Annotated in this window: 28 protein-coding genes and 1 pseudogene; 25 read left to right on the top strand and 4 right to left on the bottom strand. The window is 62.5% G+C overall.

Features of this window, described 5'->3' with window-relative positions; translation table 11 throughout:
* Window positions 1-16 precede the first annotated feature (16 nt).
* The 4 genes from QTI05_RS27490 to QTI05_RS27475 all read left to right on the top strand — a co-directional run bounded on the left by QTI05_RS27490 (window position 17) and on the right by QTI05_RS27475 (window position 3688).
* The gene (locus tag QTI05_RS27490) at window positions 17-1666 is read left to right on the top strand and encodes a long-chain-fatty-acid--CoA ligase (RefSeq protein WP_286624940.1); all 1650 of its coding nucleotides are present in this window, start codon (window positions 17-19) and stop codon (window positions 1664-1666) included.
* Window positions 1667-1716: 50 nt separating this feature from the next.
* Window positions 1717-2472, top strand: a complete 756-nt coding sequence (locus QTI05_RS27485; protein WP_286624941.1) for a class II aldolase/adducin family protein — start codon at window positions 1717-1719, stop codon at window positions 2470-2472.
* The gene (locus QTI05_RS27480) at window positions 2472-3191 is read left to right on the top strand and encodes a haloacid dehalogenase type II (RefSeq protein ID WP_286624942.1); all 720 of its coding nucleotides are present in this window, start codon (window positions 2472-2474) and stop codon (window positions 3189-3191) included. Before QTI05_RS27485 ends, QTI05_RS27480 begins: the two co-directional genes overlap by 1 nt.
* A gap of 152 nt (window positions 3192-3343) precedes the next feature.
* Window positions 3344-3688, top strand: coding sequence for a DUF4148 domain-containing protein (locus tag QTI05_RS27475; protein ID WP_286624943.1), 345 nt, complete (start codon window positions 3344-3346; stop codon window positions 3686-3688).
* Window positions 3689-3936: 248 nt separating this feature from the next.
* Here QTI05_RS27475 and QTI05_RS27470 read toward each other — a convergent pair whose 3' ends face one another.
* Complete coding sequence (locus QTI05_RS27470; RefSeq protein WP_286624944.1) at window positions 3937-4518, bottom strand: TetR/AcrR family transcriptional regulator; 582 nt, start codon at window positions 4516-4518, stop codon at window positions 3937-3939.
* A 135-nt stretch (window positions 4519-4653) separates the two neighbouring features.
* Between QTI05_RS27470 and QTI05_RS27465 the strand changes: the two genes are divergently transcribed.
* The 15 genes from QTI05_RS27465 to QTI05_RS27395 all read left to right on the top strand — a co-directional run bounded on the left by QTI05_RS27465 (window position 4654) and on the right by QTI05_RS27395 (window position 18873).
* Window positions 4654-5499 (top strand): alpha/beta fold hydrolase, encoded by an 846-nt coding sequence (locus QTI05_RS27465; RefSeq protein WP_286624981.1) that lies wholly within the window; start codon window positions 4654-4656, stop codon window positions 5497-5499.
* A gap of 88 nt (window positions 5500-5587) precedes the next feature.
* Complete coding sequence (locus tag QTI05_RS27460; protein ID WP_286624982.1) at window positions 5588-6718, top strand: alkene reductase; 1131 nt, start codon at window positions 5588-5590, stop codon at window positions 6716-6718.
* Window positions 6719-6792: 74 nt separating this feature from the next.
* Window positions 6793-7581 (top strand): SDR family NAD(P)-dependent oxidoreductase, encoded by a 789-nt coding sequence (locus QTI05_RS27455; RefSeq protein WP_286624945.1) that lies wholly within the window; start codon window positions 6793-6795, stop codon window positions 7579-7581.
* Entirely contained in the window at window positions 7581-8582 is a 1002-nt protein-coding gene (locus tag QTI05_RS27450) for an alpha/beta fold hydrolase (RefSeq protein WP_286657985.1), read from the top strand. Before QTI05_RS27455 ends, QTI05_RS27450 begins: the two co-directional genes overlap by 1 nt.
* Window positions 8583-8723: 141 nt before the next feature.
* Complete coding sequence (locus tag QTI05_RS27445; protein ID WP_286624947.1) at window positions 8724-9698, top strand: enoyl-CoA hydratase/isomerase family protein; 975 nt, start codon at window positions 8724-8726, stop codon at window positions 9696-9698.
* A 51-nt stretch (window positions 9699-9749) separates the two neighbouring features.
* Window positions 9750-10493, top strand: coding sequence for an SDR family NAD(P)-dependent oxidoreductase (locus QTI05_RS27440; RefSeq protein WP_286624948.1), 744 nt, complete (start codon window positions 9750-9752; stop codon window positions 10491-10493).
* Window positions 10494-10546: 53 nt separating this feature from the next.
* Complete coding sequence (gene acuI / locus QTI05_RS27435) at window positions 10547-11533, top strand: acrylyl-CoA reductase (NADPH) (protein WP_286624949.1); 987 nt, start codon at window positions 10547-10549, stop codon at window positions 11531-11533.
* A 45-nt stretch (window positions 11534-11578) separates the two neighbouring features.
* Window positions 11579-11872, top strand: coding sequence for a putative quinol monooxygenase (locus QTI05_RS27430; RefSeq protein ID WP_286624950.1), 294 nt, complete (start codon window positions 11579-11581; stop codon window positions 11870-11872).
* Between the two features lie 116 nt (window positions 11873-11988).
* Window positions 11989-12999, top strand: a complete 1011-nt coding sequence (locus QTI05_RS27425; RefSeq protein WP_286624951.1) for an aldo/keto reductase — start codon at window positions 11989-11991, stop codon at window positions 12997-12999.
* A gap of 165 nt (window positions 13000-13164) precedes the next feature.
* Window positions 13165-13746 (top strand): HD domain-containing protein, encoded by a 582-nt coding sequence (locus QTI05_RS27420; protein WP_286624952.1) that lies wholly within the window; start codon window positions 13165-13167, stop codon window positions 13744-13746.
* A gap of 91 nt (window positions 13747-13837) precedes the next feature.
* The gene (locus tag QTI05_RS27415) at window positions 13838-15076 is read left to right on the top strand and encodes a branched-chain amino acid ABC transporter substrate-binding protein (RefSeq protein WP_444812972.1); all 1239 of its coding nucleotides are present in this window, start codon (window positions 13838-13840) and stop codon (window positions 15074-15076) included.
* Between the two features lie 69 nt (window positions 15077-15145).
* Window positions 15146-16099, top strand: a complete 954-nt coding sequence (locus tag QTI05_RS27410) for a branched-chain amino acid ABC transporter permease (protein ID WP_286624953.1) — start codon at window positions 15146-15148, stop codon at window positions 16097-16099.
* Window positions 16100-16103: 4 nt separating this feature from the next.
* Complete coding sequence (locus QTI05_RS27405; RefSeq protein ID WP_286624954.1) at window positions 16104-17408, top strand: branched-chain amino acid ABC transporter permease; 1305 nt, start codon at window positions 16104-16106, stop codon at window positions 17406-17408.
* Entirely contained in the window at window positions 17405-18175 is a 771-nt protein-coding gene (locus QTI05_RS27400; RefSeq protein WP_286624955.1) for an ABC transporter ATP-binding protein, read from the top strand. Before QTI05_RS27405 ends, QTI05_RS27400 begins: the two co-directional genes overlap by 4 nt.
* 2 nt (window positions 18176-18177) lie before the next feature.
* Window positions 18178-18873, top strand: coding sequence for an ABC transporter ATP-binding protein (locus QTI05_RS27395; RefSeq protein WP_286624956.1), 696 nt, complete (start codon window positions 18178-18180; stop codon window positions 18871-18873).
* A 144-nt stretch (window positions 18874-19017) separates the two neighbouring features.
* On the opposite strand, the gene QTI05_RS27390 is transcribed toward QTI05_RS27395, so the two are convergent.
* Together QTI05_RS27390 and QTI05_RS27385 are read right to left on the bottom strand one after the other, a co-directional pair.
* Window positions 19018-20199, bottom strand: a complete 1182-nt coding sequence (locus tag QTI05_RS27390; protein ID WP_286624957.1) for a thiolase family protein — start codon at window positions 20197-20199, stop codon at window positions 19018-19020.
* Window positions 20200-20275: 76 nt separating this feature from the next.
* On the bottom strand, window positions 20276-20443 hold the full coding sequence (locus QTI05_RS27385) for a hypothetical protein (protein WP_286624958.1): 168 nt from the start codon (window positions 20441-20443) through the stop codon (window positions 20276-20278).
* A gap of 239 nt (window positions 20444-20682) precedes the next feature.
* Between QTI05_RS27385 and QTI05_RS27380 the strand changes: the two genes are divergently transcribed.
* From QTI05_RS27380 to acuI (QTI05_RS27365), 4 genes are read left to right on the top strand one after another with little or no spacing between them, the layout of a single operon-like run.
* A complete protein-coding gene (locus tag QTI05_RS27380; protein WP_286624959.1) occupies window positions 20683-21264 on the top strand; it encodes a TetR/AcrR family transcriptional regulator in 582 nt (193 codons plus the stop codon).
* A gap of 13 nt (window positions 21265-21277) precedes the next feature.
* Entirely contained in the window at window positions 21278-22117 is an 840-nt protein-coding gene (locus QTI05_RS27375) for an alpha/beta fold hydrolase (RefSeq protein ID WP_286624960.1), read from the top strand.
* Between the two features lie 11 nt (window positions 22118-22128).
* Complete coding sequence (locus QTI05_RS27370) at window positions 22129-22332, top strand: hypothetical protein (RefSeq protein WP_286624961.1); 204 nt, start codon at window positions 22129-22131, stop codon at window positions 22330-22332.
* Between the two features lie 17 nt (window positions 22333-22349).
* Complete coding sequence (gene acuI / locus QTI05_RS27365) at window positions 22350-23342, top strand: acrylyl-CoA reductase (NADPH) (RefSeq protein ID WP_286624962.1); 993 nt, start codon at window positions 22350-22352, stop codon at window positions 23340-23342.
* 35 nt (window positions 23343-23377) lie between these two features.
* On the opposite strand, the gene QTI05_RS27360 is transcribed toward acuI (QTI05_RS27365), so the two are convergent.
* On the bottom strand, window positions 23378-24022 hold the full coding sequence (locus tag QTI05_RS27360) for a TetR/AcrR family transcriptional regulator (RefSeq protein WP_286624963.1): 645 nt from the start codon (window positions 24020-24022) through the stop codon (window positions 23378-23380).
* A gap of 305 nt (window positions 24023-24327) precedes the next feature.
* Here QTI05_RS27360 and QTI05_RS27355 point away from each other — a divergent pair, with 305 nt between their 5' ends.
* Together QTI05_RS27355 and QTI05_RS27350 are read left to right on the top strand one after the other, a co-directional pair.
* Window positions 24328-24798: a MarR family winged helix-turn-helix transcriptional regulator gene (locus QTI05_RS27355; RefSeq protein ID WP_286624964.1), complete on the top strand. Its 471-nt coding sequence runs from the start codon at window positions 24328-24330 to the stop codon at window positions 24796-24798.
* Window positions 24791-25386: pseudogene (locus tag QTI05_RS27350) on the top strand (MFS transporter); the annotation flags it as partial. The gene QTI05_RS27355 and the pseudogene QTI05_RS27350, both read left to right, overlap by 8 nt.
* Window positions 25387-25397 lie beyond the last annotated feature (11 nt).

The following is a 25397-nucleotide window of genomic DNA, read 5'->3' as shown; positions in this document are numbered from 1 at the left end:
AAGGGTACCTATAGCCATGAAACCGAACGATCCGCCCGAAGCCTTTGGTGCAAACGCGCTGCTGATCAAGCAACTGCTGGAGGCCGGGCTGGCACGCAGTCCTTCACAAGAGATTGTGTGCGGCGATGCCGTGCGCTTCGACTATTCCGAACTGGGTCGGCGCATCGGCCGTCTGGCGGCCGGGCTTGCGTCACTCGGCGCGCGTCCGGGCGACACCATCGCCGTGATGGACTGGGACACAAATCGCTATCTCGAGTGCTTCTTCGCGGTGCCAATGGCAGGCATGGTGCTGCACACGGTCAACGTGCGGCTCTCGGTCGAGCAACTGCTCTACACCATCAACCACGCCAAGGACGACTTCATCCTCGTCAATGCTGAGTTCCTGCCAATGCTGGAGGCCATCTGGGACCGCGTGGATCCGGGTAAGCAACTGGTGCTCCTGTCGGATGCGGCGAGCCCGCGCGAGACGCGTCTGCCCATCGTCGCCGAGTACGAGGCATTGCTCGCGGGCTCGCGTCCGGTGAACGCATGGCCCGACCTGGAAGAGTCGACGCGGGCAACCACTTTCTACACGACCGGTACCACTGGCCTGCCCAAGGCCGTGCACTTCAGCCATCGCCAACTCGTGCTGCACACCCTGGCCAGCCGAGCCGCCCTTTCAGGGCCGGGCGCGGGCCGCTTCAACCACGACGATGTGTACATGCCGGTCACCCCCATGTTTCACGTGCATGCGTGGGGCCTGCCGTACGTGGCCACGATGATGGGCGTCAAACAGGTTTATCCGGGGCGCTACATCCCCGACCGCCTGCTGGCCCTGTTCGAACGCGAGAAGGTCAGCTTCTCCCACTGCGTGCCGACTATCCTGCAGATGATTCTTAACTCGGCGGCGGAAAAGGGCCAGCGCCTGGACGGCTGGACAGTGGTCATAGGCGGAGCAGCGCTCCCGCAATCGCTGGCCAAGGCCGCCATGGCGCGGGGGATCGACGTGTTCGCCGGCTACGGCATGTCGGAAACGGGCCCCATCCTGACGCTGGCGCAACCCCGGTCTGCACATTCCGAATCGCCCAGCGACCAGGAAGTCGCGGCCCGCTGCCATGCGGGCTGGGCAGTTCCGTTCGTCCAGTTGCGCGTGGTCGACGACGCGATGAACGACCAGCCGCGCGACGGAAACTCGCCCGGCGAACTCGTGGCCCGTTCGCCCTGGCTCACACAGTCCTACCTCGGTGACGCGCAGGCCAGCCAGGCGCTTTGGCGTGGCGGTTGGCTGCATACGGGCGACATCGCGGTGATGGATCCGGACGGATGCGTCCGGATCGTCGACCGCCTGAAAGACGTGATCAAGACCGGCGGTGAATGGGTCTCTTCGTTGCAGCTGGAGGACATCTTGTTGAAGCATCCCCAGGTCCAGGAGGCCGCGGTCATCGGAATTCCCGACCCGCGCTGGAGCGAGCGTCCTGCCGCCATCGTGGTACTCAAGGCGGGTGCCGTTCTCGATGGCGACGCCATCCGTGCCCACGTCAAGACGTTCGCGGATGCGGGCGTCATATCAAAGTTCGCCATTCCGCAGGAAGTGATGCTCGTCGACAACCTACCCAAGACCAGCGTGGGCAAGCTGGACAAGAAACTGATGCGAGCGCAGCAGGCGCAGACCGTGGGCGCCGCGTAGCTTGTAGCGTTCCGCCGTAGTCATCGATCCCCCGTCCAAAGGAGTTCATCGTGCATATCCCATCCCTCAAAGAAGTCGTCAGTGCCGAAGAATGGCAATTGCGTTGCGACCTGGCCGCCTGCTACCGCCTCGTGGCGCTGCATGGCTGGACCGATCTAGTATTCACGCACATCAGTGCGCGCTTGCCGGGCGGCGCGCATGACTTCCTGATCAACCCATACGGCTTGCTGTTCGACGAGATCACGGCCTCTTCGCTCCTTCGCGTCGATGCGGAAGGCAACCAACTCACCGGATCACCTTTCACTGTGAACCGCGCCGGCTTCGTCATTCATAGCGCCATTCATGCCGCTCGGCCGGGCGTTCAGTGTGTGTTGCACACGCACACCCGTGCCGGCGTCGGCGTCAGTGCACAGCAGGGCGGATTGCTTCCCATATCGCAACAGTCAATGGTGATTCAAAATTCACTGTCGTACCACGACTACGAAGGCATCGCACTGCGCGACGAAGAGAAGCCGCGATTGCAGGCGGACCTGGGAAAGGCGAACTATCTGGTGCTGCGCAACCATGGCCTGCTCACCGTGGGTGCGACGATCCCCGATGCCTTCCTGGCCATGTACATCTTGGAGAGCGCTTGCCAGATTCAGGTTGCGGCGCAGGCGGGCGGTCCGTTGACGACGGTCGACGAGTCCGTTCAGGCGACCGCGGAGGCCGATGCACGCGCGCAGACCGGCGGCATCGGTGGCCGCTTCGTGTGGCCGGCGCTGTTGCGCAAGTTGGAGCGCGCAAACCCCGGATACGACATCTGATGAAGAACATGAACTTCCAAGGAGCCGCTGGCACCAAGGTACTGGCCTTCGATGTCTTCGGAACGGTAGTCGATTGGCACAAGAGCGTCGTGCGAGAGGTTCGGTCGATGAATCTCGACGTTGACAGCAACCAGTTCGCGCTTGCCTGGAGAGCCGGCTACATGCCGGCGATCCGGAAGGTCATGTCCGGCGAACTCGGCTGGACCTCGATCGACGATCTTCACCGGATGATTCTGGACGAGCTTCTGGAGAGGTTCCGGTTGACGCATCTGACGGAGGTCGAGAAGTTCAACCTGAACAGGGTCTGGCACCGACTAGACCCATGGCCTGATAGCGTGGAAGGACTCACACGATTGAAGTCGCGCTATACGATTTGTACCTTGTCTAACGGCAACATCGGATTGCTTGCCAACATGGCGAAGCATGCGTCACTGCCCTGGGACTGCATTCTGTCGGCGGAAGTTTTTCACAAGTACAAACCTGATCCAGCGGCCTATCTGGGGGTCGCGCGGGTATTCGGTATCGATCCGAGCGAAGTCGTGATGGTTGCAGCCCATCAAGATGACTTGGCCCATGCCCGCGCATGTGGACTGAAGACCGCCTACATCGAGCGGCCACTGGAGTACGGTTCTCTCCAGGAAAAGGACGTTTCGCCGAATGCGGACAACACCCTTCACGCCCGAGATCTGATTGAGCTTGCTGATCTTCTGAAGTGTTAGAAAAGTGCCATCAACGAGACTGTTTCATTATTGGAAACATGGTGTGCCCTACTGGAGTGATCCGATAGTTAGTTCAACTGCGAAACTGACCTTGCAGATGGATCGAAAAGACCCGCTGCTAGCACCTCATTCCCAACACTGAAGAAACTGCCATGAAGACTTTGAACATTCTCTCCGCTGCTGCATTGACCCTCTTGGCCGCAACTGGCGTTCAAGCCGAACCGTACGACGGCGTTCACCCCGCCGTGTCCGCAAGGATGCGCGAAGACGTCAACGCTGAAGCCGTGCGCGCGGCATCGGCTCCGAATCAGAACGTAGCCCGTGGTTCCCGCGGTCCGGAAACAGTCGCCGCATCGAAGGATCGCGCCATCGTGGAAGCCGAAGCAATTCGTTCTGCTTCTGCTCCTGACCAGAACGTCGCCTCGGGCTCGCGCGTCAACAGCAAGATCATCTCGACGATGTCTCACCCCGCGGACGCACGCGCTCAGGCGAAGTAGCGTCTGGGCCAGCCGCTCAACTCTGACGGACCGGTGGCCCGGCGGCGTGACGGTGACCGCCATCATGGTGGGCAGGTCCATGAGAGGAGGGTACGGGAGGCGCTTGCGGGCGTCGCCTGTGTTGCGTTGGCGGCATAGCGCGTCGGATCCGCATCGAAGCGTTCAGCGCATCGGGTACTGCAGTAGTGCCAGGTGCGCCCCGCCATCCTGGCGACCTACAGGAGCGTCATCCGGGGATGTTGGGAAAGCTAACCCGCCGCAACGGGCCGCAGTTCCATCACGATCTGTTTGCGGCACACCTTGAGAATTTCGTCGGCGAGCGCCGAATCGTCCGGGCAGGCCCTGGACAGCACAACGGCTCCCACTGCGTGGGCCAGCGCATTGATCATTTCGGCTCTGAACTTCCGCCGGTCGCCGTCTTTCAGCGCAGCCCCTTCGTGTTCCAGTGCCTCGAGAAGCGTATCGATCCCGGCAGCAAAGACCGTCTTGACGTCATCCGATTGACGCGCAGCATCTCCGCACAGAGCCGCCATGGTGCAGCCCACGCCTCGCGCATCACGGTGGGCACGGGATACATAGCGCTTGAAGAAAGCAGCGATATCCACGCCGTCCGTGTTCTCGACCGTCGTCGAGATCCCGCGGGCTGCGGCTTCCGCCATCAGGTGGGACTTGGATGGGAAATGTCGATAGAAACCGCCATGCGTGAAGCCGGCTGCGGCCGAGATATCAGCCACGCCAACACCATCGTAGCCGCGTTCGCGAAACAGAGTTGATGCTGTCTCGACGATGCGCGCGCGGTTCGCCTGTGCCTGCGCCTTGGTGACCTTCATAGCGTTATGTCCTTTTGCGTTCACACAAGTACTTGCAGTGAATATACATTGATGTTGAACATCATCAAAGGCGTTGACAGTAAAGATGATGATAATCATCATACGGGATCGTCAATTGCTACGAGGACTTGCGAGATGAGCGACACACACCTGACTGCACCGACCCGTTTCATCGAAGTAGATGGCGACAAGTTCGCCTACCGCCGCTGGGGCAATGCCTCCAGCGGCCAGCCCCCGCTGTTCTTCGTGCCGCACTATCGTGCGGGTCTCGATCATTGGGATCCGCTGCTGACCGATGGACTGGCCCAGGGCCGCGAAGTCATCCTTTTCAACGGCCGTGGAATCGCCTCGTCGAGCGGCACGCCGCGCAACTGCATCGAGGACTTGGCCGACGACATCGCGCTGGTGATCCGGGCGCTGGGCCTGGCCCAGGTTGATCTGATCGGATTCTCAATCGGCGGCTTCCAAGTGCAGGAGGTGACGCTGCGCCATCCCCAACTGGTGCGCAAGCTGCTGCTGCTCGGCACCGGTCTGCGCGGCGGCGACCCGAAGATGGATGAAGGGGTGCCGAAGGTGGCGGGCAACCCGGTTCCCACGGCTGAAGACTTCCTCTCCCTGTTCTTCGGCCGCTCGGAGGCCGCAAAGCAGGCAGGAAGGGCATTCTGGGAACGGCGCCATCTGCGCAAGGATCAGGATCCGCCGAGTTCGCTCGCGGTGGCCAAGGCTCAGGCCGAAGCGCATGCGGCCTACCTGCAGCCGTTGTCGGGCGAGAACCCGTATGCCCACCTGAACGCCATCACGCAACCCACGCTGGTGCTCAACGGCGTCAACGACATCATGATCCCGACGATCAACTCCTGGCATCTGTCGCAGAACATTCCGAATGCCCAGTTGCTGATCTACCCCGATGCAGGGCACGGTGCGCAGTTCCAGTATCCGGAGCGCTTTCTCAAGCACGCCATCCAGTTCCTGGAGGAGTGACGTCCGCGTATGGCGGCCTGCCCATCCAGGCGGCCATGCTGCAACGCGCGCTTCCGATCGCAACCAGCCTCTCACGCTGCACTTCGACATGATCGACAGGACCCTGTTCGAGCCCTACACACTCGGTTCGCTGACCCTTGCCAACCGCATCGTGATGGCACCGCTGACGTGCAACCGCGCTGGTGCCGGCTTGGTGCCCAGCGAGTTGGCCGCCACGTACTACAGGCAGCGCGCCTCTGTCGGTCTGCTGATCACCGAAGCCACCCAGATCTCGGACCGGGCCCACGGCTACCAAGACACCCCCAGTCTCTACACCCCTGCGCAGATCGACGCCTGGCGCCAGGTCACCGATGCCGTGCATGCCAAGGGCGGGAAGATCTTCGTTCAGTTGTGGCACGTCGGCCGCGTCTCGCACATCTCTGTTCAGCCCGGGGGCACCGCGTCAGTCGCCCCCTCCGCCATCCGAACCCAGACCAAGACCTTCGTCGACAACGGATTCGTTGACGTGTCCGAACCGCGTGCGCTGGAACTTGCTGAACTGCCGGCCATCGCCAACGACTTCCGTCAGGCCGCGGCCAATGCCATCAAGGCTGGATTCGACGGCGTGGAGATCCACTGCGCCAATGGCTACCTTCTGGATCAGTTCCTCAAGGATGGCGCCAACCAGCGCACCGATGCCTACGGTGGCTCGTTTGAAAATCGCGCCCACTTCGTGCTGGAGGTGGTCAAGGCCGTTGTCGAAGAGATCGGCGCCGCGCGAACCGGCATCCGCATCTCGCCGATGTCGCCTGCCAACGGCATCTCCAGCAGCGATACGCAAGTGCAGTTCAACTACCTGGTCGAGCAACTCGACGCGCTGGGCCTGGTCTACCTGCACGTCGTCGAGGGCGCCACCGGTGGCCCACGCGACGTGGCTCCATTCGATTTTGATGCGCTGCGCAAGCGTTTCAGGAACACCTATCTGGCCAACAATGGCTACGACCTGGAACGGGCTACCTCGCGCCTTAACGAAGGCAACGCCGATCTGTTCGCCTTCGGCCGTCCGTTCATTGGCAATCCCGATCTGGTGGAGCGCCTGAAGTCCGGTGCGCCGCTGGCGGCATTCAATCCCGCCACGCTCTGTGGGCCGAACCCAAATCAAGCGGGATTCGTCACGCGCTATCGAGCTAGAGGAATCCCCTCCACACAACGCCGCATTGATGGCTACGCACTGGGGTGATGGGACGGACTCGAAATGACCATGCCCACCGAACGCAAGTGCGTTGGGCAGACAACACTACCAAGAGAGAACACATGACCACGCATTCATCTGTCCTTGTGACAGGCGCCTCCACTGGAATCGGTGCAACCTATGCCGAACGCTTCGCGCGGCGCGGCCACGACCTCGTGCTGGTCGCACGCGATCAGGCACGACTGGACGCGCTGGCCGCCCGCCTGCGCGAAGAACATGCCGTCAGCGTGGACGTGCTGCGGGCGGATCTGACTGAGGCCGCCGACCTGACTACCGTCGAGGCGCGTCTGCGCAACGACGCCCGCATCGGCATCCTCATCAACAACGCTGGTCTGGCCCAGTCGGGCGGCTTCGTCGGTCAGACCTCAGAAAGCATCGACCACCTCGTCGCACTCAACATCACCGCCGTCACGCGTCTGGCGGCTGCAATCGCCCCGCGCCTGGCGCAGGCTGGCGAAGGCGCGATCGTCAATCTCGGATCGGTGGTCGGCCTGGCACCGGAGTTCGGCATGTCGATCTACGGTGCGACCAAAGCCTACGTTCTGTTCCTCTCTCAGGGGCTGAGCCTGGAACTCTCGCCCAAGGGCGTCTACGTGCAAGCCGTACTGCCCGCGGGAACCCGCACGGAAATTTGGGAACGCGCCGGCATCGAAGTCAGCAACCCGTCCGATCTGATGGACGTGGGCGAACTGGTCGATGCCGCGCTGGTCGGCTTCGATCGACGAGAGCTGGTGACCATCCCTCCGCTGCAGGACGCCGCTCACTGGAATGCTTTGGATGGGGCCCGCCAAGGCCTGCTCGCGGATCTGCGCCAAGCGCATGCCGCCGATCGCTATCGCGCAGTTTCTTGATGATTGAACTGGGAGCAGATATGGCTACGAATGATCAACCTAATGCCAGTCGGCGCACCTTCCTCGCAGGCACGGGATCGGCTATCGCCGTGGGCGCCGCGGTCACGCTGTCCTCGGGCACCGACGCCCTGGCCCAATCGGCAACGGCCTCACTGGCGGACCTGCATGGCGCCGCGCCCACTCGCTACCAGGACATCGGCGGTGTCCGCCTTGCCTACCGCCGTTTCGGCAAGGAAGGCGCACCGCCGGTGGTCTGCCTGCAGCACTTCGCGGGCACGATGAACAGTGCCGATCCGATCCATACCAATCGCCTGGCCCAGGAACGCCCCGTCGTACTCGTGGACTACCGAGGTGTCGGCCGCTCCGAGGGCCAGACCCCCGATTCGGTGCGAGGGCTGGCGGCCGACATCATCGCCTTCATTCGCGCACTCGGACTCTCGCAGGTGGATGTCTTCGGCTTTTCGCTTGGTGGCTTCGTTGCTCAGCAAGTTGCGTTGGACTCACCCAGCCTGCTGCGCCGCCTCCTCCTCGTTGGCACTGGGCCTTCCGGTGGCGAAGGGATGCAGGAATACACGCCACAGGTGACTGAAATCATTTCCCGTCCAAACGTCACAGGCGACCAACGACGGCAAGAACTGTTCTTCGCGCCCAGCACCACGAGCCAGGCCGCAGGCAGGGCGTGGCTCGCACGCACTACCGCGCGGCAGAGCGATCGCGAGCCGGATCCGAAGCCCCAGGCTGTCCAAGCGCAATTCGCCGCGATCACGCAGTGGGGACGCATACCGAAAGAGCGCTATGCCGAGCTCAAGAAGATCACCCAGCGCACGCTGGTGGTCAACGGCGGCCAGGACATCATGGTGCCGACGGTGAACTCCTTCATCTTGCAGCAACAACTGCCCGATGCGCGGCTGAACCTGTTCCCCGACTCGGGGCACGGCGCGCACTTCCAGTATCCGCAGGAGTTCGCTGAGGCCGCCGCCCGCTTCCTGGACGCGCCCTGATGCCGAGCGACGCATTGTGCGTCTTCGATGCCGCCGACCTGGCCGTGCTGGCCTGACCAGATGACGCTGGGCGGCGCCGGATGGCACCGCCCAGCACGTGTCCACACGGTCTCATGACCGGAGATTGCCATTAGGAGAGAGATGCCCATCCGTTCGTCACCGCAAGCAGAACCCCTCAAACAGGGGCTCTCGCGCCGCGATTTCGCCACCCTGGCCATGGCCGGCGCCGCCAGCCTGGCATTGCCCGCGCCCGCTGCTGCGCAGTCGCTGGCCGGCACAACGCCACGTACGCCGTCCACGCTGATCCGGGTCGACAAGCGCACCCCGCGGCTCTGGCGCATCACCATCGCCAATCCGCCCTTCAATCTGATCGTGCCGGAGCTGGTGTCGGCCCTGCATGCGGTGGTGGTGGACATAGAGCGGGATCCGGAGCTGCGCGTCGTAGTGTTCGACAGTTCGATCGAAGGCTATTTCATCAATCACTTCGATCTGGGCAAGGCGCAGGATTTCCCCATGCTGCCCGGTAATCCAGCGACTCCGGTCTGGGTCGACCTGGTGATGCGCCTGAGCCGCCTACCGGTGATCAGCATCGCCAGCATCCGCGGCCGTACCCGCGGCGGCGGCAACGAATTCACGCTGGCCTGCGACTTGCGCTATGCCAGCGTCGAGCAAGCCTGGTTCGGCCAGCCCGAGGTTGGCACCGGCATTCTGCCGGGCGGCGGCGCCAGCGAACGCCTGCCACGCCTGGTGGGCCGCGACCGGGCGCTGGAAGTCATTCTGAGCAGCCAGGATTACCGTGGTGCGGACGCCGAGCGACTGGGCATGGTCACCCGGGCGCTGCCCGATGCCGAACTCGATGCCTTCGTCGAAGCGCTCTCCACGCGACTGGCCAGTTTCGACAAGCAGTCCCTGGCCGGCGCCAAGGCGCAGGTCAATCGCGCCACGTTGCCGCCCGATGCCGATCTGCATGCCGCCTATGCGGAGTACAGCAACTCGCTGACGTGGCCGGGGTTCCAGGCGCAGCGCCCACGGATGGGCAAGCTGGCCGCCGAACACGGGCCTGCGGAGTTGGAGCGCCGCCTGGGCCACTACATCGGCCAGTCCAAGCTGAAATGAATCCGTCGGGCCCTGCTACGGGCCTGTCCCAACGAACGAAGGAGATGTGACATGGCTCAGCCTACCGCCATCGTGTTCGGCGCCGGCGCAAGGCGCGGCATCGGTGCCGCAGTGGCCCGGCGCTTCGCCCGCGAGGGCTACCATGTGATCGTCACCGGCCGCACGCTGGCCAAGATCGAGCAGGTCGTCGCGCAGATCGCGGCGTCGGGCTGCGGCAGCGCCGAGGCACTGCAGGTCGATGCCACCGACGAATCGCAGGTGATCGCCGCATTCGACCGCGCGATGAGTCCGGGGCCGAGCCGGGCACCAGCGGACGTGGTCGTTTCCAACTCCGGCAACAACGCACGCCTCGATTTCACCGAACTGAGCGCTACACAGTTTGAGGATTTCTGGCGCGTGGGCTGCTATGCCGGCTTCCTGGTCGGGCGCGAGGCGGCGCGTCGACTGCTTCCGCTGGCTCGCGGCACGATCGTCTTCACCGGTGCTTCCGGCAGTCTGCGTGGCAAACCCGGATTCGCCCATTTCGCCGCTGCCAAGGCCGGGCTGCGCATGGTCGCGCAGAGCATGGCGCGCGAGTACGGCTCCCAGGGCCTGCATGTAGCGCATGTGATCGTTGATGGCGGAGTGTTCGGGGACCGGCTTCAGGCGGCCTCCCCGAAGAGGGTAGAGCACCTGGGAGCCGACGGCCTGCTCGATGTCGACGCAATTGCCGAGAACTATTGGACGCTGCACCGTCAACCGAAATCGGCTTGGACACAGGAGCTGGACTTGCGGCCCTACAAGGAAGTTTGGTAGCGGCCTGCGCGCGATCGGACTGCGCCTCCCTTCATCCCTTCAAGGAGCGACACATGAGTTTCAAGGCACTGCTTGCCACCAAGGGCGACGGCAACTTCTCAATCGACCTGGCTCAATTGGACGACGAAGACCTGATGGGCGGCGGCGTCACCATCGATGTCGAGTACTCCACCGTCAACTACAAGGACGGCTTGGCTCTGACCAACCGCATCCCGATCATCGAGCGTTTCCCGCTGATCCCAGGTGCGGATCTGGCCGGCACCGTTCGCGCCTCGAGTCATCCTGGCATCCAACCGGGTGACAAGGTGGTGGTCAACTGCTGGGGCCTGGGCCAGACCCACCATGGTGGGTTCACCCAGAGGAATCGGGTACCGGGCGAATGGGTAATCAAGCTGCCCGAGGTGTTCTCCACCAGGGACGCGATGGCCATCGGCACCGCCGGCTATACCGCGATGCTCGCCGTCATGGCCCTGGAGCATGGCGGCCTCACACCGCAGCGCGGCGACATCCTGGTCACCGGCGCCAACGGCGGCGCCGGCTCCATCACCATCGCACTGCTGTCCAAGCTCGGCTATAGGGTCGTCGCCTCCACCGGGCGCCCGCAGGAGGCCGACTACCTGCGCGAATTGGGCGCCGCCGAAATCATCGACCGCCACACCCTGTCCGAGCCGGGCAAGCCCATCGCTCGCGAACGTTGGGCCGGCGCCGTCGACACGGTGGGCAGCCATACGCTGGCCAACGTTCTGGCACAAACCGCCTATCGAGGCGTGGTGGCCGCCTTCGGTATGGTGCAGGGCCAGGACCTGCCCGCCTCGGTCCTTCCCTTCATCCTGCGCAACGTCACGCTGGCCGGCATCGACGCGGTCAACGCGCCGCAGGCGGTTCGCCTGGAGGCCTGGTCGCGCCTGGCACGCGACCTCGACCCCGCCAAGCTGGCCTCGACCACGCAGTTGGTCGGGCTGGCCGGGGTTCAGGGCGTCGCTGGGCGCATCCTGCAAGGTCAAGTGCGTGGCCGCACGGTCGTCGATGTGAACGCCTGAGTTTCCTTCCTCATCCGCTATCCCACGCACCTCAAGGAGTCCCTCATGTCAGAGCCCTATTCGCTGTGTGTCGTGCTGCAGGTCAAGCCCGAGCACGCCGAAGAATTCGCAGCCCTGGTTCAGGAGAACGTCGTCGAGACGCGCAAGGACAAGGGGGTAGTGACTTTCAACTACCACAAGGAGCTTGGCGAGACGACCTGGCTGCTCTACGAAATCTGGGAGAGCAAGGCCGACTCCGACGCCCACCGGCAAAAGCCCGACGTTCAGGCCTTCTTCGTCAAGGCGCCGCAACTGCTGGCGGCCGAACCAGTCATCTATCTTCTGGGCCCGGTGCTGTGACGCCGGCCCGCCGCCTGCAATGCCGCGCTGTTGTTGTGCGCACCCTCATCGCGAGCTGAAGGCTCGTCTCAGACTAGAACGAGAACGTCATCTCGAATCAACCAATGGAGCAACGCATGAAGTACACCTTGTTTGGAAAGACGGGCCTCAGAGTCTCGCAAGTCGCCCTCGGCACGGGCAACTTCGGGACCGGCTGGGGCTATGGCGCTGACTCTGAGGAGAGCAAGGCGGTTTTCAACGCCTATGCCGATGCGGGCGGCAACTTCATCGACACAGCGGACGTCTACCAGTTTGGGCAATCAGAAGAGGCGCTTGGAGTCCTGTTGGAAGGGCGGCGTGAAGATTTCGTTCTCGCGACCAAGTTCACCAACGGCGCCGTTCCCAATGCCAATCGGCTGGTCACTGGCAATAGCCGAAAGTCCATGGTCGCGTCCGTTGAGTCGAGCCTCAAGCGGCTCAAGACCGATCGGATCGACATCTACTGGGTACATCATCCCGACGGCGCTACCCCCGCCGAAGAAATCGTCCGTGGCTTCGAAGATCTCGCGCGGGCCGGCAAGATCCTCTATGCGGGGCTCTCGAACTTTCCAGCCTGGCGGATCGCACGCGCTGTCACGCTAGCGGAAGTGACCCGAGCAGTCCCTATCGCAGCCGCGCAGTTTGAGCACAGCCTGGTCCATCGCGAGCCCGAAGCCGACCTCTTCCCAGCGTCCGAGGCGCTTGGGCTCGGTGTCGTCACTTGGTCGCCGTTGGGCGGTGGCATGCTCACCGGCAAGTACCGGCAGGGTGAGAAGGGGCGCGCCGAAGGATTCGGTGGCCGTGTATTCCAACCGGAGAATTCATCGCAGCGCACGCAGGTGCTCGACACGGTGCTAGCTATCGCGAATGAACTTGGCGTCGGAGCTGACCAGGTCGCTATTGCCTGGGCAGGCACGCACGGTGCTGTTCCGATGATTGGCCCGAGAACTATTGCGCAGCTCAACAGCAACCTCGGCGCGCTCTCGTTCGAGTTATCAGCCGAGCAAGTCAGTCGGCTGGATGTGGTCAGCAGTCTTGTGCCGTCAGCGCCGGCAAGGAGGTCTCTTCCATGGTCTGCGGATGCCAGAGTCCCAAGCGTGGTCGCCTGAAGTCCATTGACTGCCGCGCGGGCTGCCCGCCAGAGAAATGGCTTGGTACTGGAGGGAGAGTGCAAGCGGCTAGGACTTACCCGCGGATTGTCAGGCGGCTTGCAATTGGAGGAGGCCTGAGGTTCCTAAGATGCGCAGCATTCATGACTAAACGGATGTATTTCCATGATGGAACGCGCAACTTTTCGGAGCTTTCAGGAGAGCACAGCCCAGGATTGGAAAGTGATCGCCGGCGAGTTCCAGTCTTTCTCCAAGGGGCTGGCAGACCGTGTCCTTCATCACCTGAGTCTGCTTCGGGGCGACTTTGGGGGCTTTCCCATCGACCGGCTCGATCACTCCTTGCAAACAGCCACTCGGGCCTGGCGCGACGATCGCGATGAGGTCTATGTGTGCTGTGCCTTGCTGCACGACATCGGCGACACCCTGGGAACGTTCAACCATCCCGACATCGCAGCGGCGGTGCTCAAGCCGTTCGTGAGCGAAGCTGATCACTGGATGGTCCAGAACCACGGAATCTTCCAGGGCTACTACTTCTTCCATCACCTGGGCATGGACCGCGATATGCGCGAGCAGTTCAGTGGACATCCGCACTACGACCGGACGGCGGAGTTCTGCGAGTTGTACGACAGCCCGGCCTTCGACCCGAAGGCCGAGACGCTGCCGCTGTCGGAGTTCGAGCCCATGGTGCGCCGGCTGTTCCTGAGTCCCGTCAACAGCATCTACAAGAAGTCGGACGCAATGGCCTAACCCCTATTGAGACGCGCGCCCAGCATGCCGACCAACCGCCGATAGGCCACGGTCATTCCTATCAAGAAGCCTAGCCAAAATGGAGACAGAAATGAGACTTTTCATCAACACCACGTTGACCTGCGCGATGCTTGCGAGCACCACCTTTGCCACGGCCCAGCAGGGAGAGACGGTCAAGATTGCCTGGATCGATCCGCTGTCCGGCCTGATGGCCGCTGTGGGAACCAATCAGTTCAAGACCACGCAATTTCTCGCGGAGGAATTCAACAAGAAGAACCGATCGGGTGTGAAGTTCGAAATCATCGGGCTGGACAACAAGCTAAGCCCACAGGAGACCGCGAGCGCCCTGCGGTCGGCGCAGGACCAGGGCGCGCGCTACGTCATGCAGGGCAATGGCTCCGGGCCGGCGCTAGCCATCATCGATGCGATCGAGAAGAACAATTCGCGCAACCCCGGCAAGGAGATGCTGTTCATGAACTATTCGGCAGTGGACCCCGATCTGACCAATAGCAAGTGCAGCTACTGGCATTTCAGGGTGGAAGCCGACACATCAATGAAGATGGAAGCGCTCACCACATGGATCAAGGACCAGTCGGACATCAAGAAGGTCTACATCCTGGGTCAGAACTACTCGCATGGCGTGCAGGTGGCCAAGTACGCAAAGGAAGGCTTGAAGGCAAAGCGTCCAGACGTTCAGATCGTCGGTGAAGATCTGCATCCACTGGCCCAGGTACGTGACTTCTCTCCGTACATCTCGAAGATCAAGCAATCTGGCGCTGATTCCGTCATCACGGGGAATTGGGGATCCGATCTGTCGTTGTTGCTCAAGGCGGCGAACGACGCCGGCCTGAACAATGTGAAGTTTCTGACCTACTACGCTTACGCCACAGGAACACCGACGGCCATGGGTAGTGCGTCTGAAGGCAGGGTTTTCAATGTGGCTTATGCCCACCACAACATGGGCGGCGACATTCAGAAGAGCATGGAGGCGTTCAAGAAGAAGACGAATGAAGATCTCTATCAGCCGTCGATTCACCATGTCTTTTCGTTGCTCGATGCCGCCTTCGCTGAAGCGAAGTCGACCGACCCCGTCAAGGTGGCCGCGGTTATGGAGGGCATGAAGCTGAAGAGTTTCAACGGTGAGATCGAAATGCGGAAGTCCGACCACCAGTTGCAACAAAGCCTGTACGTCACCCGCTGGGAAAAGAAGAGCGCCAAGTACCCCTACGATGCGGAAAATTCCGGCTACACCCTGGCCCCGGTGAAGCACTACGCGCCCTATGTCTCCAGCACGCCGACTTCGTGTCAGATGAAGCGGCCAATCTCCTGAACGAGCGCTGACCGGTCGAGGCCCGACTTCACTACTCGGGCCCTTCTTCTTCACGTATCCGAAAGACCGATGAACATCGAATTCTTCGCCATCTCTTTGCTCAACGGTATCAGCTACGGATTGTTATTGTTCATGTTGAGCTCCGGTCTGACGCTGATCTTCAGCATGATGGGTGTACTCAACTTTGCGCATGCCAGTTTCTATATGCTGGGTGCCTACATCGCCTACACGCTGTCCGGGATCGTCGGCTTCTGGCCGGCGCTGTTCATCGCGCCGCTCCTGGTCGGCCTGCTGGGCGCCGGCTTCGAGCGCTACAGCCTGCGGCGCGTGCACAAGTTCGGCCATGTGCCGGAACTGCTCGTGACCTTCGGGCTGTCCTACCTGATCCTCGAGCTCGTGCAACTGGTCTGGGGGCGCTCCACTGTGCCCTACGGCCTGCCGACGCAGCTGCAGGGGCCGCTCTTCACGCTCTACGGCACGCAGTTCCCGAAGTCGCGCTCCTTCATCATGCTGGTGGCGCTGCTGATGCTGCTGTCGGTGTGGCTGCTGCTCACGCGCACCCGCATCGGCCTGGTGATTCAGGCGGCGCTGACGCACCCCGACGCTACGGAGTCACTCGGCCACAACGTGCCGCGCGTGTTCATGCTGGTGTTCGGCGGCGGTTCTGCGTTGGCGGGTCTCGCCGGAGTGGTGGGAGGAAACACCTACGTCACCGAGCCCGCCATGGCGGCCTCGGTCGGCTCCATCATCTTCGTGGTCGTCGTGGTGGGCGGCATGGGCTCGCTGGCCGGCGCCTTCCTGGCCTCGCTGCTGATCGGCATCGTCCAGACCTTCGCGGTCGCGGTAGACCATTCGCTCGCGAGCGGTCTGCAGGCCCTGGGTGTGGCGGTCACTGACCAAACTTTCGGCCACGAAGTTTTCAAACTCACGATCTCCCAGGTGGCTCCGATCCTGCCGTTCCTGTTCCTCGTGCTGATCCTGATCTTCCGGCCCAAGGGTCTTCTCGGCACACGCGAGAGCTGAACCGATGACAACTGCAACCATGTCGTACATCCGCTACACGCCCTGGAACATCGGCCGCGTGCTGGTTTGGTCGCTGTTCGCTCTGCTCTTGGTCGTCTCGCCTCTACTGTTTCGCGGCAGTCTGGCGTTGACGATGCTCTCGCAGATGGGCTACATCATCATCATCTGTCTGAGCTACAACATCCTGCTGGGACAGGGCGGCATGCTGAGTTTCGGCCATGCCGTGTATGTCGGACTCGGCTCCTTCCTTGCCATCCACGTGATGAACATGGGCGGCAAGGGCGGGCTACAGATTCCGCTCGTGGCCGTTCCCCTGGTGGGCGGCCTGGCTGGCATGTTCTTCGCGATATTGCTGGGCTTCGTCACGACCAAGAAGTCGGGCACCACCTTCTCGATGATCACCCTGGGCATCGGCGAGCTGGTGGCTTCCATGGCGCTGATGTTCCCGAGTTTCTTCGGTGGCGAGGGTGGCATCACCACCGACCGGGTGTACGGCCCGACCTTCTTCGGCTTCAACTTCGGCCCGCAGATCCAGGTGTACTACCTGATCGCCGCCTATTGCTTCGTCTGCACGGCGCTCATGTATGCTTTTACGGGCACGCCGCTCGGCCGCATCCTGAACGCGGTGCGCGACAACCCGGAGCGGGTCGAGTTCATCGGCTACAACACGCAGCGCGTGCGCTACTTCGCCTTCATCATCGCGGGCTTCTTCGCCGGCATCGGCGGCGGGCTGGCGGCGATCAACTTCGAGATCGTCAACGCGGCCGACAGCCTTAGTGTGATCCGCTCTGGCGGTTATCTTCTGTTCACCTTCCTGGGCGGAGCGGTGCTCTTCTTCGGACCGATCATCGGTGCTGTGTTGTTGGTTTTCGCGTCGATCTTGCTGTCTGAACTCTCCAAGGCCTGGCAGTTGTATTTCGGCCTGGTGTTCGTGTTCATGGTGATGTTCGCGCCCGGCGGCATCGCGAGCCTGATCATGATGAACCTGCGCGTCGCCAAATTCGGCAAGCTCCATCGGCTTTGGACGCTCTACATCGGTCTGCTCATCACGGCGGTTCTCGCTGTGACCGGTGCAGCTTTTCTGATCGAGATGATCTATCACATCCAACTCAATGCTGCATCAGGTTCGAGCCTGCGCTTCTTCGACGTGAACTTCGACACGACGAGCCCAGCGAACTGGTTGGGTGCTGTCGCGCTACTGGCGGTGGGCCTGGGGCTCCTCGAAGTCGTCCGTCGCCGCTTTGTGCGCGCCTGGGGGAAGGCGCAGGAAGAAATCGAAGCCGAGATCAAGCAACGGGAGGCCGCATGACGCACGCGCTCGAACTCAAGGCGCTGCGCAAGAATTTCGGCAAGACCGAGATCATCCGCGGCGTCGACCTCGCGGTGGAGGCGGGCGGCCGCATCGCCATCATCGGCCCCAACGGCGCCGGCAAGTCGACGCTGTTCAACCTGATCAGCGGACGCCTCGCGCCCACCAGCGGCGAGGTGCTGCTCAACGGCCGGCGCGTCGACGGCAAGACGCCGTTCGAGATCAACCGGCTGGGCCTCTCGCGCAGCTTTCAGATCACCAACATCTTCCCGAAGCTCAGCGTGTTCGAGAACCTGCGCTGCGGCGTGCTGTGGAGCCTGGGCTACCGCTACACCTTCCTGCGCTTCCTCTCGAACCTGGAAGACGCCAACGAGCGCACCGAGCAGCTGATCCGCCAGGTCGGCCTGGAGAAGAAGCGCGACGTGCAGGCGGTGAACCTCACCTATGCCGAGCAGCGCGCGCTGGAGATCGGCGTGACCATCGCCGGCGGCGCCAGCGTGATCCTGCTCGACGAGCCGACCGCCGGCATGAGCAAGACCGAAACCGCGCATTTCATTGCGCTGATCAAGGAGGTCACCGTCGGCAAGACGCTGTTGACCGTGGAGCACGACATGGGTGTGGTGTTCGGCCTGGCCGACAAGATTGCGGTGGTGGTGTATGGCGAAGTGATCGCCTTCGATACGCCAGCGGCGGTGCGCGCCAACGCGCGCGTGCAGGAGGCCTACCTGGGCTCCTCAGTCGCCGACGCCCAGCACGGAGGACATTGAGCATGCTCAAGCTGCAAGACGTCCATGCCTACTACGGCAAGAGCCATGTGCTGCACGGGGTTTCGTTCAGCGTCGGCGCCGGCGAAATCGTTGCGCTCCTGGGTCGCAACGGCTCGGGCCGCTCGACCACCGCCAAGGCCATCATGGGACTGGTGCATGCCGAAGGCGGCCTGCACTGGAAGGAGCAGGACATCCTGCGCCGCAAGGCCTACAAGATCGCCCACCTGGGCATCGGCTACGTACCCGAGAACCGCGACATCTTCCCCAAGCTCACGGTGCACCAGAACCTGCTGCTCGGCCAGAAGGGCAAGGGCAAGGGCAGCCGCTGGAGCTTCGACGACATGTACGCGATGTTCCCGCGCCTGAAGGAACGCCAGCACACCGAGGCCGGCGTGCTTTCGGGCGGCGAGCAGCAGATGCTGACCCTGTGCCGCACGCTGATGGGCGACCCCGACCTGATCATCATCGACGAGCCCACCGAGGGCCTTGCGCCCAAGATCGTCGAGCTCGTCGGCCAGTACCTGCGCACGCTCAAGGACAAGGGCATCTCCGTGCTCCTGATCGAGCAGAAGCTCACCATTGCGATGCAGATCTCCGACCGCGCGCTCGTCATGGGCCACGGCAGCATCGTGTTCGACGGCACGCCCGACAGCCTGCGTGCCGATGCGTCGACCCGCAAGGAGTGGCTGGAGGTCTGAGCGAGCGCCGGGCGGCCCCAAGCACGTTCATACCCCAGTGCGAAGCACGAAGGTATTCCTAGTTTGCGCTCGATGTCGACGTTCGCTCGTTGCATAGAGATTCGTTGTCGATTCTCACAACGTACGCAGGCCGCTGTGCCGCGACTAAGCGCGCTCCAGGCACAAGGCGATGCCTTGACCGCCGCCGATGCATAGTGACACCACAGCCTTGTGGCCCCCGGTGCGCTCCAGCGCATGGGCCACCTTGGTGATGAGGATCGCCCCGGTTGCGCCGATTGGGTGCCCATGTGCAATAGCGCCGCCGTCGACATTGAAACGCGACGGGTCGATGTCCAACTCGTCGCGTACAACGATGGCAATGGCAGCGAAGGCCTCATTCACTTCAAAGCGGTCGATCTCGCCTATGCTCCAGCCGGCGCGGTCCAAGGCTTGGCGGATCGCCGGCAAGGGGCCCAGCCCAAAGAATCCGGGTTCGACGCCGGCAACACCGATGCCGCGGACAACAAGTAGCGGCTCGAGGCCGGCATCGTGTGCCATCGCGCTGTCGCAGACGATCATCGCAGCGGCACCAGCGTTGACACCTGGCGCATTGCCGGCGGTAATCGTGCCATCGGGACGGAACACGGGCTTCAGCCGGGCGAGCGATTCCACTGTCGTGTCGGGACGGTTCGATTCATCTGCCGCAAACGTGATCGGACCTTTCTTGCCCTTGAGGGGCAGCGGCTCGATCTCGTCCTTGAACCACCCGGCTGCTTGAGCGGCGGCAAAGCGCTGCTGACTCTGCGCCGCGAACGCGTCCTGCGCCTCCCGCGTGAGGCCGTGTTTTTGCACGAGGTCTTCGGTGTGCCATCCTGAATGTCGCGTCGAGAAGGCATCGTGCAAGCCGTCCAGCAGCAGCGAGTCAACCACCTCGGCGTTGCCCATCCGTGTACCGAAGCGCATGCCGGGCAGCAGGTAGGGTGCACGGTCCATGTTCTCGACGCCGCCCGCGATCACCATCCGCGACAGTCCCGCAGCGACCTCTGCATACGCCGTGGCCACGGCTTGAGCGCCCGAGCCGCATACACGGTTGACCGTCATCGCTGGCACAGCCACCGGCAGCCCGCCGTGGATCGCGACTTGCCGCGCGACGTTCATACCGTTGCCAGCTTGTACGACATTGCCCATCACCACCGAATCAATCAGCGTGGGATCCAACTTGGAGCGCCGCAAGGTGGCGGCTATGGCATGGGCGCCAAGTGCGCTCGTCGGGGTATCTCTCAACGAACCGCCGAAGCTACCGATTGCGCTGCGAACGGGCGAACAGATGACGACATCCTTGCTCATGGGAATCCTTTGAGGGTTGCTGACAATTTCCGAGGCTCGCCCGCGTATGCGCTGGGCCTTCCGTATTCGCGCCCGATCATGGGTGCGCGAACAGATAGTTCCAACGCGCGCACTCGTCAAGTCCATCTAGGTCGACCCGGCCGGCCTCATCACATGGAAAGTCGACGCCGTGGCCTTCGAAAGCGAGCGAGGGGAAGCGAATCTTGAACGACAAAGATTGCTGCAATGAGCAGGCGGCGGGCATGGCTGTCTCCGTGATTCGGGGCTCGCGTCAGGCTCTCCGCGCGCCCAGAGCGTGTTCGCTATCTGCGAGAAGTGAACCGCGAGCCGCTAAAGATGATGTTCATCATATAGTATAATCAACATCTAGGATCGTCAAGAGCTCTTCCAAGAATCGTTTGTGCTCGACTTGGCCAGAAGGTGCGGGGTTGCCTGGCGTGCTGAAACTCGATATGATGGTGATCATAAAAAAACCATTTAGCCATGAAACGAGCCATACATAGCCGCAAGGAAGCGTCGCATGAACGCATCGTCGAGGCGGCCGCGCGTGCCATTCGGCGCAGCGGCTACAGCGGAACCGGTGTCGCCGACATCATGAAGGCTGCTGGCCTGACTCACGGCGGCTTCTATGCCCACTTCGCGTCGCGCGAGGCGATGCTTGCCGAGGCGGCGGATCGCGCCGGCGCCGAAGCTGTCGCTACGTCGGCGCGCATCGCTGCCGGTGCGCCGCCGCAGCATGCGCTGGAGTCGCTGCTGCGCGCGTATCTCTCAAAGGAGCATCTCGAAGGCATCGAGAGGGGTTGTCCAGCTGCCGCACTCGGCTCGGAGATGCCGCGGCAGGCGCCCGAGGTGCGGCGAGCCGCCACTCGCCGTATCAAGGAGATGATCGATCTCGTCGGCCGCCAGGCGCCCGACTGGGGTGAACCGGGTGCTCACGAGCGCGCACTCGTCATGGTGGCCACGATGGTCGGTGCCCTGTCGCTGGCGCGTGCGGTCGATGACCCGCGCCTTTCCGACGGGCTGCGCGAGGCCGCGCTGCGCCACCTCGTCCCAGCTAGCGACTGACGTCCTGCGAGCCATGGCGGCGCGCAGCTTGACCAAAAATATGATGGATATCATGCAAATGAGCACGATGATTGACTCCAATGTTGTGCGCCCGCATCCCGAACAGGTCGCACGCGCCTTTCTGACGCCGCGGCGTCCGCCGCAGCGCGAGCCGCTAACGCTCGAAGGCGGTGAGGCGCTGCGCATCGCGACGCCGGAGGGCGAGGTTGCACTGCAGCGCGCCGGTAGTGGCCCTGCGGTGCTGCTTCTTCACGGCTGGGAAGGGCAGGCTTCCGATCTGGCTGCCTTCGCCCCCCCGCTGCTCGACGCCGGCTTCAGCGTGCTTGCAATGGATCTTCCGGCGCACGGTGACTCTGCAGGACGGCAAACGTCGATCCCACAGTGCGCCCGCGCGTTGCGCGCGGTGGGCGAGGCGATCGGACCGCTGCACGCGGTGATCGCGCACTCGATCGGCTCGGCGGTGTTGGCGGAAGCGCTGCACGCGGGGCTGGTGGTGCAGCGTGCTGTGCTGGTTTCGGCACCAGCCCACTATGAACGCCATGCACGCGGTTTTGCTGCCGCGGCGGGCCTGGACGGCGAGGCCACTGAAGCCATGCTGGCGTCGATAAGCAGTGCAGTTGGGGCAGATGTGCGAGAGATCTCGCTGCCGCGCCGCGCGCCGCAACTTCGCCAGCGGGCGCTCTTCATTCATTCCGCCGACGACCGCGTCGTTGCAATCGAAGAGAGCCTGGATTCCGCCAGCGTGTGGCCCGGCGCTCGGCACATGCGCGTGGAGGGGCTGGGCCATCGGCGCCTCCTGGGCAACCCGGCAGTCATCGCGGCGGCGATTGATTTCGTCGCAATGAGCCACTGAAGAGGCTCCCGATGAAGATCGAAGGTTGTGTCGCGCTCATCATGGGCGCCAAGCGTGGCCTTGACGCTGCATTCACGCGTCGCCTGCCTGCGAACCGTCCGCGATTGCTTCGCAGATTTACGCCGGCCGGATTGGTGGACGCCGGCATTCGAAAAAATCTGCGGCTCGATGCGCCGAAGGTGCCGCTGCTTCGGATCCCGGCCTTGGAAAAATAAACGATTTGGAGAACACTATGACATTCAAAGCCCTGCTAGCAACGAAGACGAACAAGACCATCTCGGCCGAAGTGGTCGAGATGGATGAACAGGATCTGATGCCCGGAGACGTCAGCATCGCGGTCGACTATTCGACGGTGAACTACAAAGACGCGCTGGCGGTCACCGGGCGGTCAGAGGTCATTCGCCAGTTCCCTTTGATCGCGGGCATCGATCTGGCCGGAACCGTCGAGGCGTCAGCGTTTCCCGGCGTTGCGGTTGGAGACCGAGTTGTCGTCAACAGCTGGGGCCTAAGCCAGACTCACCACGGCGGATTCGCTCAGAAGGCCCGAGTGAAGGGCGAGTGGGTGATCAAGATTCCGGCAGTTTTCTCGACCAAGGATGCCATGGCGATCGGCACGGCGGGCTATACGGCGATGCTGTCCGTGCTAGCACTCGAACATGGCGGCCTCACCCCGCAGCATGGAGACATTCTCGTCACCGGCGCCAATGGCGGCGTAGGGTCCATCGCGATCGCGATCCTTTCGGACTTGGGCTACCGGGTCGTGGCGTCGACGGGGCGTCTCGAAGAGCAAGAATACTTGCGCAGCCTCGGCGCTACAGAGGTCATTGACCGGCGGACGCTGTCGGAGTCAGGAGCGCCCCTCGCGAGCGAACGATGGGCCGGCGCCGTGGACTCGGTCGGCAGCCGCACGTTGGCGAACGTCCTGGCTCAAACCCGGTACCGGGGCGTGGTCACGGCCTGCGGGCTGGCTCAGGGCATGGACCTCCCCGCTTCCGTTCTGCCTTTCATCTTGCGCAACGTGACCCTTGCCGGCATCGACTCCGTCAATGCCCCTCAGGAGGCCCGCATTGAGGCCTGGTCGCGACTGGCAAGTGATCTAGACCTGAGCAAACTCGCCCGCACAACCGAGGTCGTGGGTCTCGCAGACGTGCCCGTCGTCGCGGCACGAATGTTCGAAGGGAAGGTCCGAGGCCGCACCGTCGTCGACGTCAACGCGTGCCGGTGACTCAAGCCGATCCGCATCTAACGACTTGGCCGTTGTCAAGGGAACCGACCCCCTAGAAGGTTCACGTACCCAGGCGTGCTTCCGGCCCTGGGCGACTTGGAGCCGGTGCGTTCGATGTCATTTTGGACGTGATTTCTTCCCGGTGATCCCGCCGACAGCGTTGGCATCAAATGGCATACGCTGTTCGCGAACTCATCCACTGTGATGCGCAACTGATGGTACTTCCAACGTTTGACATACCAGTCCTGGATAAGAGGCAGGCAATGCGAAGCCAGCAATTCAATCTGTGGCCCTCGCTCGAGTTTGGAGGCACTCATCAGACGCATCAACTCTTGCTGGGAATGAAAGATCGCCGGCCTTGGCGACTGACTTTCGAGTACTGGATAGTGCGCGTGTATCCATGAAGACGAAGTAGAGCCATGGATGAAGTAGTTCGGCCAGGAAGATGTGGCTGCGCGGCGTCGCTTCCAGACTTTTTTGAGATCAGACCAGTCCGCGAACCACTCGGGAAAGGCGGTGTTGCTGTAGCGCACCACGTCCGCGATCATCGCGGCCAGATCGTCTTTGGTCTTGATGCAGCCGTACAGGCCTCCGATCGACAACCCCGATTCTCGCGACAAGTCACGCTGCGACATGGCTGCGAAGCCCGTCTTGTTCGCGGTCCTGAAGGTCGTCGCCATGATTTTTCGCAGGTTTTCGGTAGTGGCACCGACTCGCCTGACCGTCATGCGCCGCGACGGCGGAGTTGAATCATGTCGAAAACGCTGTTGGGATCGATTGGCGATGCCTTGCGGAACTCACTGAAGGAGACGCCGGGTGCAAATTCGAACTGCATAGTGGAACGATGCGTTGCCTGAAGGGGAAGGGGTGGCACTCGGCTTCTCCTCAACCGCGTTCTCGAGATCGCTCCATCGGGCCATTGCGTTTCGCATCGAACTAGATTCATAAGATTGCATATACATCAATTGTACTTACAATGGTCTCCATGGATCGCACAACAAAGACGCAGGCTTGTACAAATTTCAGGTTGCGGGGACTGACGCGCCTCGTGTCGCGCTTCTACGACTCGCATCTCGTGGCAACCGGTCTGAAGACCACGCAGTACTCGCTGCTCACGCATGTCATGCATGGCGGGCCGCTGCGACCTACTGACTTGGCAGACAGACTCAACATGGACGCCTCCACGCTTACGCGCAACCTCAAACCGATGGCGGCGGCGGGCTGGCTAGCACAGACCGAAGGGGTCGATGCCCGCAGTCGTTTGGTTTCCATCACCCAGGCGGGCCAAAAAAAATTCGCCGAGGCACAGCGAGGTTGGCGTTCTGCTCAACAGGAACTCAACTCGATGCTCGGCACAGAGCGAGTGCTTCAGTTGCATTTGCTTATCAACGAGAGCATCGAACTACTCCGCAATGCAGACGGGGCGTGCAAGGATAAGAAGGACTCCGATGAGTGAAATCGCCAAGAACCTTGCGGGAGTCGGATGCGGGCCTGCGCGCCACGCCGTCTGGCTGCTGGTAGCGGCCGGCACATTCGCCCTCACGATAGGTGTGCGTCAGGCGATGGGTCTGTCCTTTCCGCGATGAATACATCGACTGGGCTGGGTGTGGGCAGGATCAGCTTGGCCTTTGCTTTCGGGCAGCTGTGGTGGGGCTCGACGCAGCCCTTCAGAGGCACCGTTGATGAACGCATCGGCACGGGGAGGGTGATCTTCGTAGGCGTGCTCCTCGCCGTGATCGGAACGGGTTCTACGCTGCTGATGACATCTACTACCGGCCCAATTTTCGGCATAGGCGTGTTTGCGGCGGGGGGCGCCGGCATGGCCGGTCCGTCGGTGCTGATGGCGGCGAGCACCCGGCTGGTGCCGGCGGACAAGCGTGGGCTATCCACGGGCATCGTCAACGCCGGCGGCTAATTCGACCAGTTCGCGATGGCATCGATCGCAATCGGTTTGACGGCGGCGATCGGTTAGGCCGCATCAATGCAATGGCTTGGGGTGCTGGCACTACTCGCGCTGCTGGCCGTATGGGTGCTCAAGGGCAACTTCGAGAGGTT

The sequence above is a fragment of the Variovorax fucosicus genome (assembly GCF_030316825.1).
Classification (GTDB): domain Bacteria; phylum Pseudomonadota; class Gammaproteobacteria; order Burkholderiales; family Burkholderiaceae_C; genus Variovorax; species Variovorax fucosicus.
The sequence above is the reverse complement of the archived record's forward strand: the minus strand, read 5'-3'. Positions and strand labels throughout refer to the sequence as shown.

Excerpts from the sequence above, each read along its gene's own strand:
- QTI05_RS27410 (WP_286624953.1), top strand. The coding sequence starts at position 15,146 with ATGAACATCGAATTCTTCGCCATCTCTTTGCTCAACGGTATCAGCTAC.
- acuI (WP_286624949.1), top strand. The coding sequence starts at position 10,547 with ATGAGTTTCAAGGCACTGCTTGCCACCAAGGGCGACGGCAACTTCTCA.
- QTI05_RS27470 (WP_286624944.1), bottom strand. The coding sequence starts at position 4,518 with ATGAAGGTCACCAAGGCGCAGGCACAGGCGAACCGCGCGCGCATCGTC.
- QTI05_RS27390 (WP_286624957.1), bottom strand. The coding sequence starts at position 20,199 with ATGAGCAAGGATGTCGTCATCTGTTCGCCCGTTCGCAGCGCAATCGGT.
- QTI05_RS27415 (WP_444812972.1), top strand. The coding sequence starts at position 13,838 with ATGAGACTTTTCATCAACACCACGTTGACCTGCGCGATGCTTGCGAGC.
- QTI05_RS27465 (WP_286624981.1), top strand. The coding sequence starts at position 4,654 with ATGAGCGACACACACCTGACTGCACCGACCCGTTTCATCGAAGTAGAT.
- QTI05_RS27455 (WP_286624945.1), top strand. The coding sequence starts at position 6,793 with ATGACCACGCATTCATCTGTCCTTGTGACAGGCGCCTCCACTGGAATC.
- QTI05_RS27355 (WP_286624964.1), top strand. The coding sequence starts at position 24,328 with ATGGATCGCACAACAAAGACGCAGGCTTGTACAAATTTCAGGTTGCGG.
- QTI05_RS27380 (WP_286624959.1), top strand. The coding sequence starts at position 20,683 with ATGAAACGAGCCATACATAGCCGCAAGGAAGCGTCGCATGAACGCATC.
- QTI05_RS27480 (WP_286624942.1), top strand. The coding sequence starts at position 2,472 with ATGAAGAACATGAACTTCCAAGGAGCCGCTGGCACCAAGGTACTGGCC.
- QTI05_RS27360 (WP_286624963.1), bottom strand. The coding sequence starts at position 24,022 with ATGGCGACGACCTTCAGGACCGCGAACAAGACGGGCTTCGCAGCCATG.
- QTI05_RS27490 (WP_286624940.1), top strand. The coding sequence starts at position 17 with ATGAAACCGAACGATCCGCCCGAAGCCTTTGGTGCAAACGCGCTGCTG.
- QTI05_RS27450 (WP_286657985.1), top strand. The coding sequence starts at position 7,581 with ATGATTGAACTGGGAGCAGATATGGCTACGAATGATCAACCTAATGCC.
- QTI05_RS27430 (WP_286624950.1), top strand. The coding sequence starts at position 11,579 with ATGTCAGAGCCCTATTCGCTGTGTGTCGTGCTGCAGGTCAAGCCCGAG.
- QTI05_RS27400 (WP_286624955.1), top strand. The coding sequence starts at position 17,405 with ATGACGCACGCGCTCGAACTCAAGGCGCTGCGCAAGAATTTCGGCAAG.
- QTI05_RS27370 (WP_286624961.1), top strand. The coding sequence starts at position 22,129 with ATGAAGATCGAAGGTTGTGTCGCGCTCATCATGGGCGCCAAGCGTGGC.
- QTI05_RS27460 (WP_286624982.1), top strand. The coding sequence starts at position 5,588 with ATGATCGACAGGACCCTGTTCGAGCCCTACACACTCGGTTCGCTGACC.
- QTI05_RS27405 (WP_286624954.1), top strand. The coding sequence starts at position 16,104 with ATGACAACTGCAACCATGTCGTACATCCGCTACACGCCCTGGAACATC.
- acuI (WP_286624962.1), top strand. The coding sequence starts at position 22,350 with ATGACATTCAAAGCCCTGCTAGCAACGAAGACGAACAAGACCATCTCG.
- QTI05_RS27385 (WP_286624958.1), bottom strand. The coding sequence starts at position 20,443 with ATGCCCGCCGCCTGCTCATTGCAGCAATCTTTGTCGTTCAAGATTCGC.
- QTI05_RS27475 (WP_286624943.1), top strand. The coding sequence starts at position 3,344 with ATGAAGACTTTGAACATTCTCTCCGCTGCTGCATTGACCCTCTTGGCC.
- QTI05_RS27445 (WP_286624947.1), top strand. The coding sequence starts at position 8,724 with ATGCCCATCCGTTCGTCACCGCAAGCAGAACCCCTCAAACAGGGGCTC.
- QTI05_RS27420 (WP_286624952.1), top strand. The coding sequence starts at position 13,165 with ATGATGGAACGCGCAACTTTTCGGAGCTTTCAGGAGAGCACAGCCCAG.
- QTI05_RS27425 (WP_286624951.1), top strand. The coding sequence starts at position 11,989 with ATGAAGTACACCTTGTTTGGAAAGACGGGCCTCAGAGTCTCGCAAGTC.
- QTI05_RS27440 (WP_286624948.1), top strand. The coding sequence starts at position 9,750 with ATGGCTCAGCCTACCGCCATCGTGTTCGGCGCCGGCGCAAGGCGCGGC.
- QTI05_RS27375 (WP_286624960.1), top strand. The coding sequence starts at position 21,278 with ATGGCGGCGCGCAGCTTGACCAAAAATATGATGGATATCATGCAAATG.
- QTI05_RS27395 (WP_286624956.1), top strand. The coding sequence starts at position 18,178 with ATGCTCAAGCTGCAAGACGTCCATGCCTACTACGGCAAGAGCCATGTG.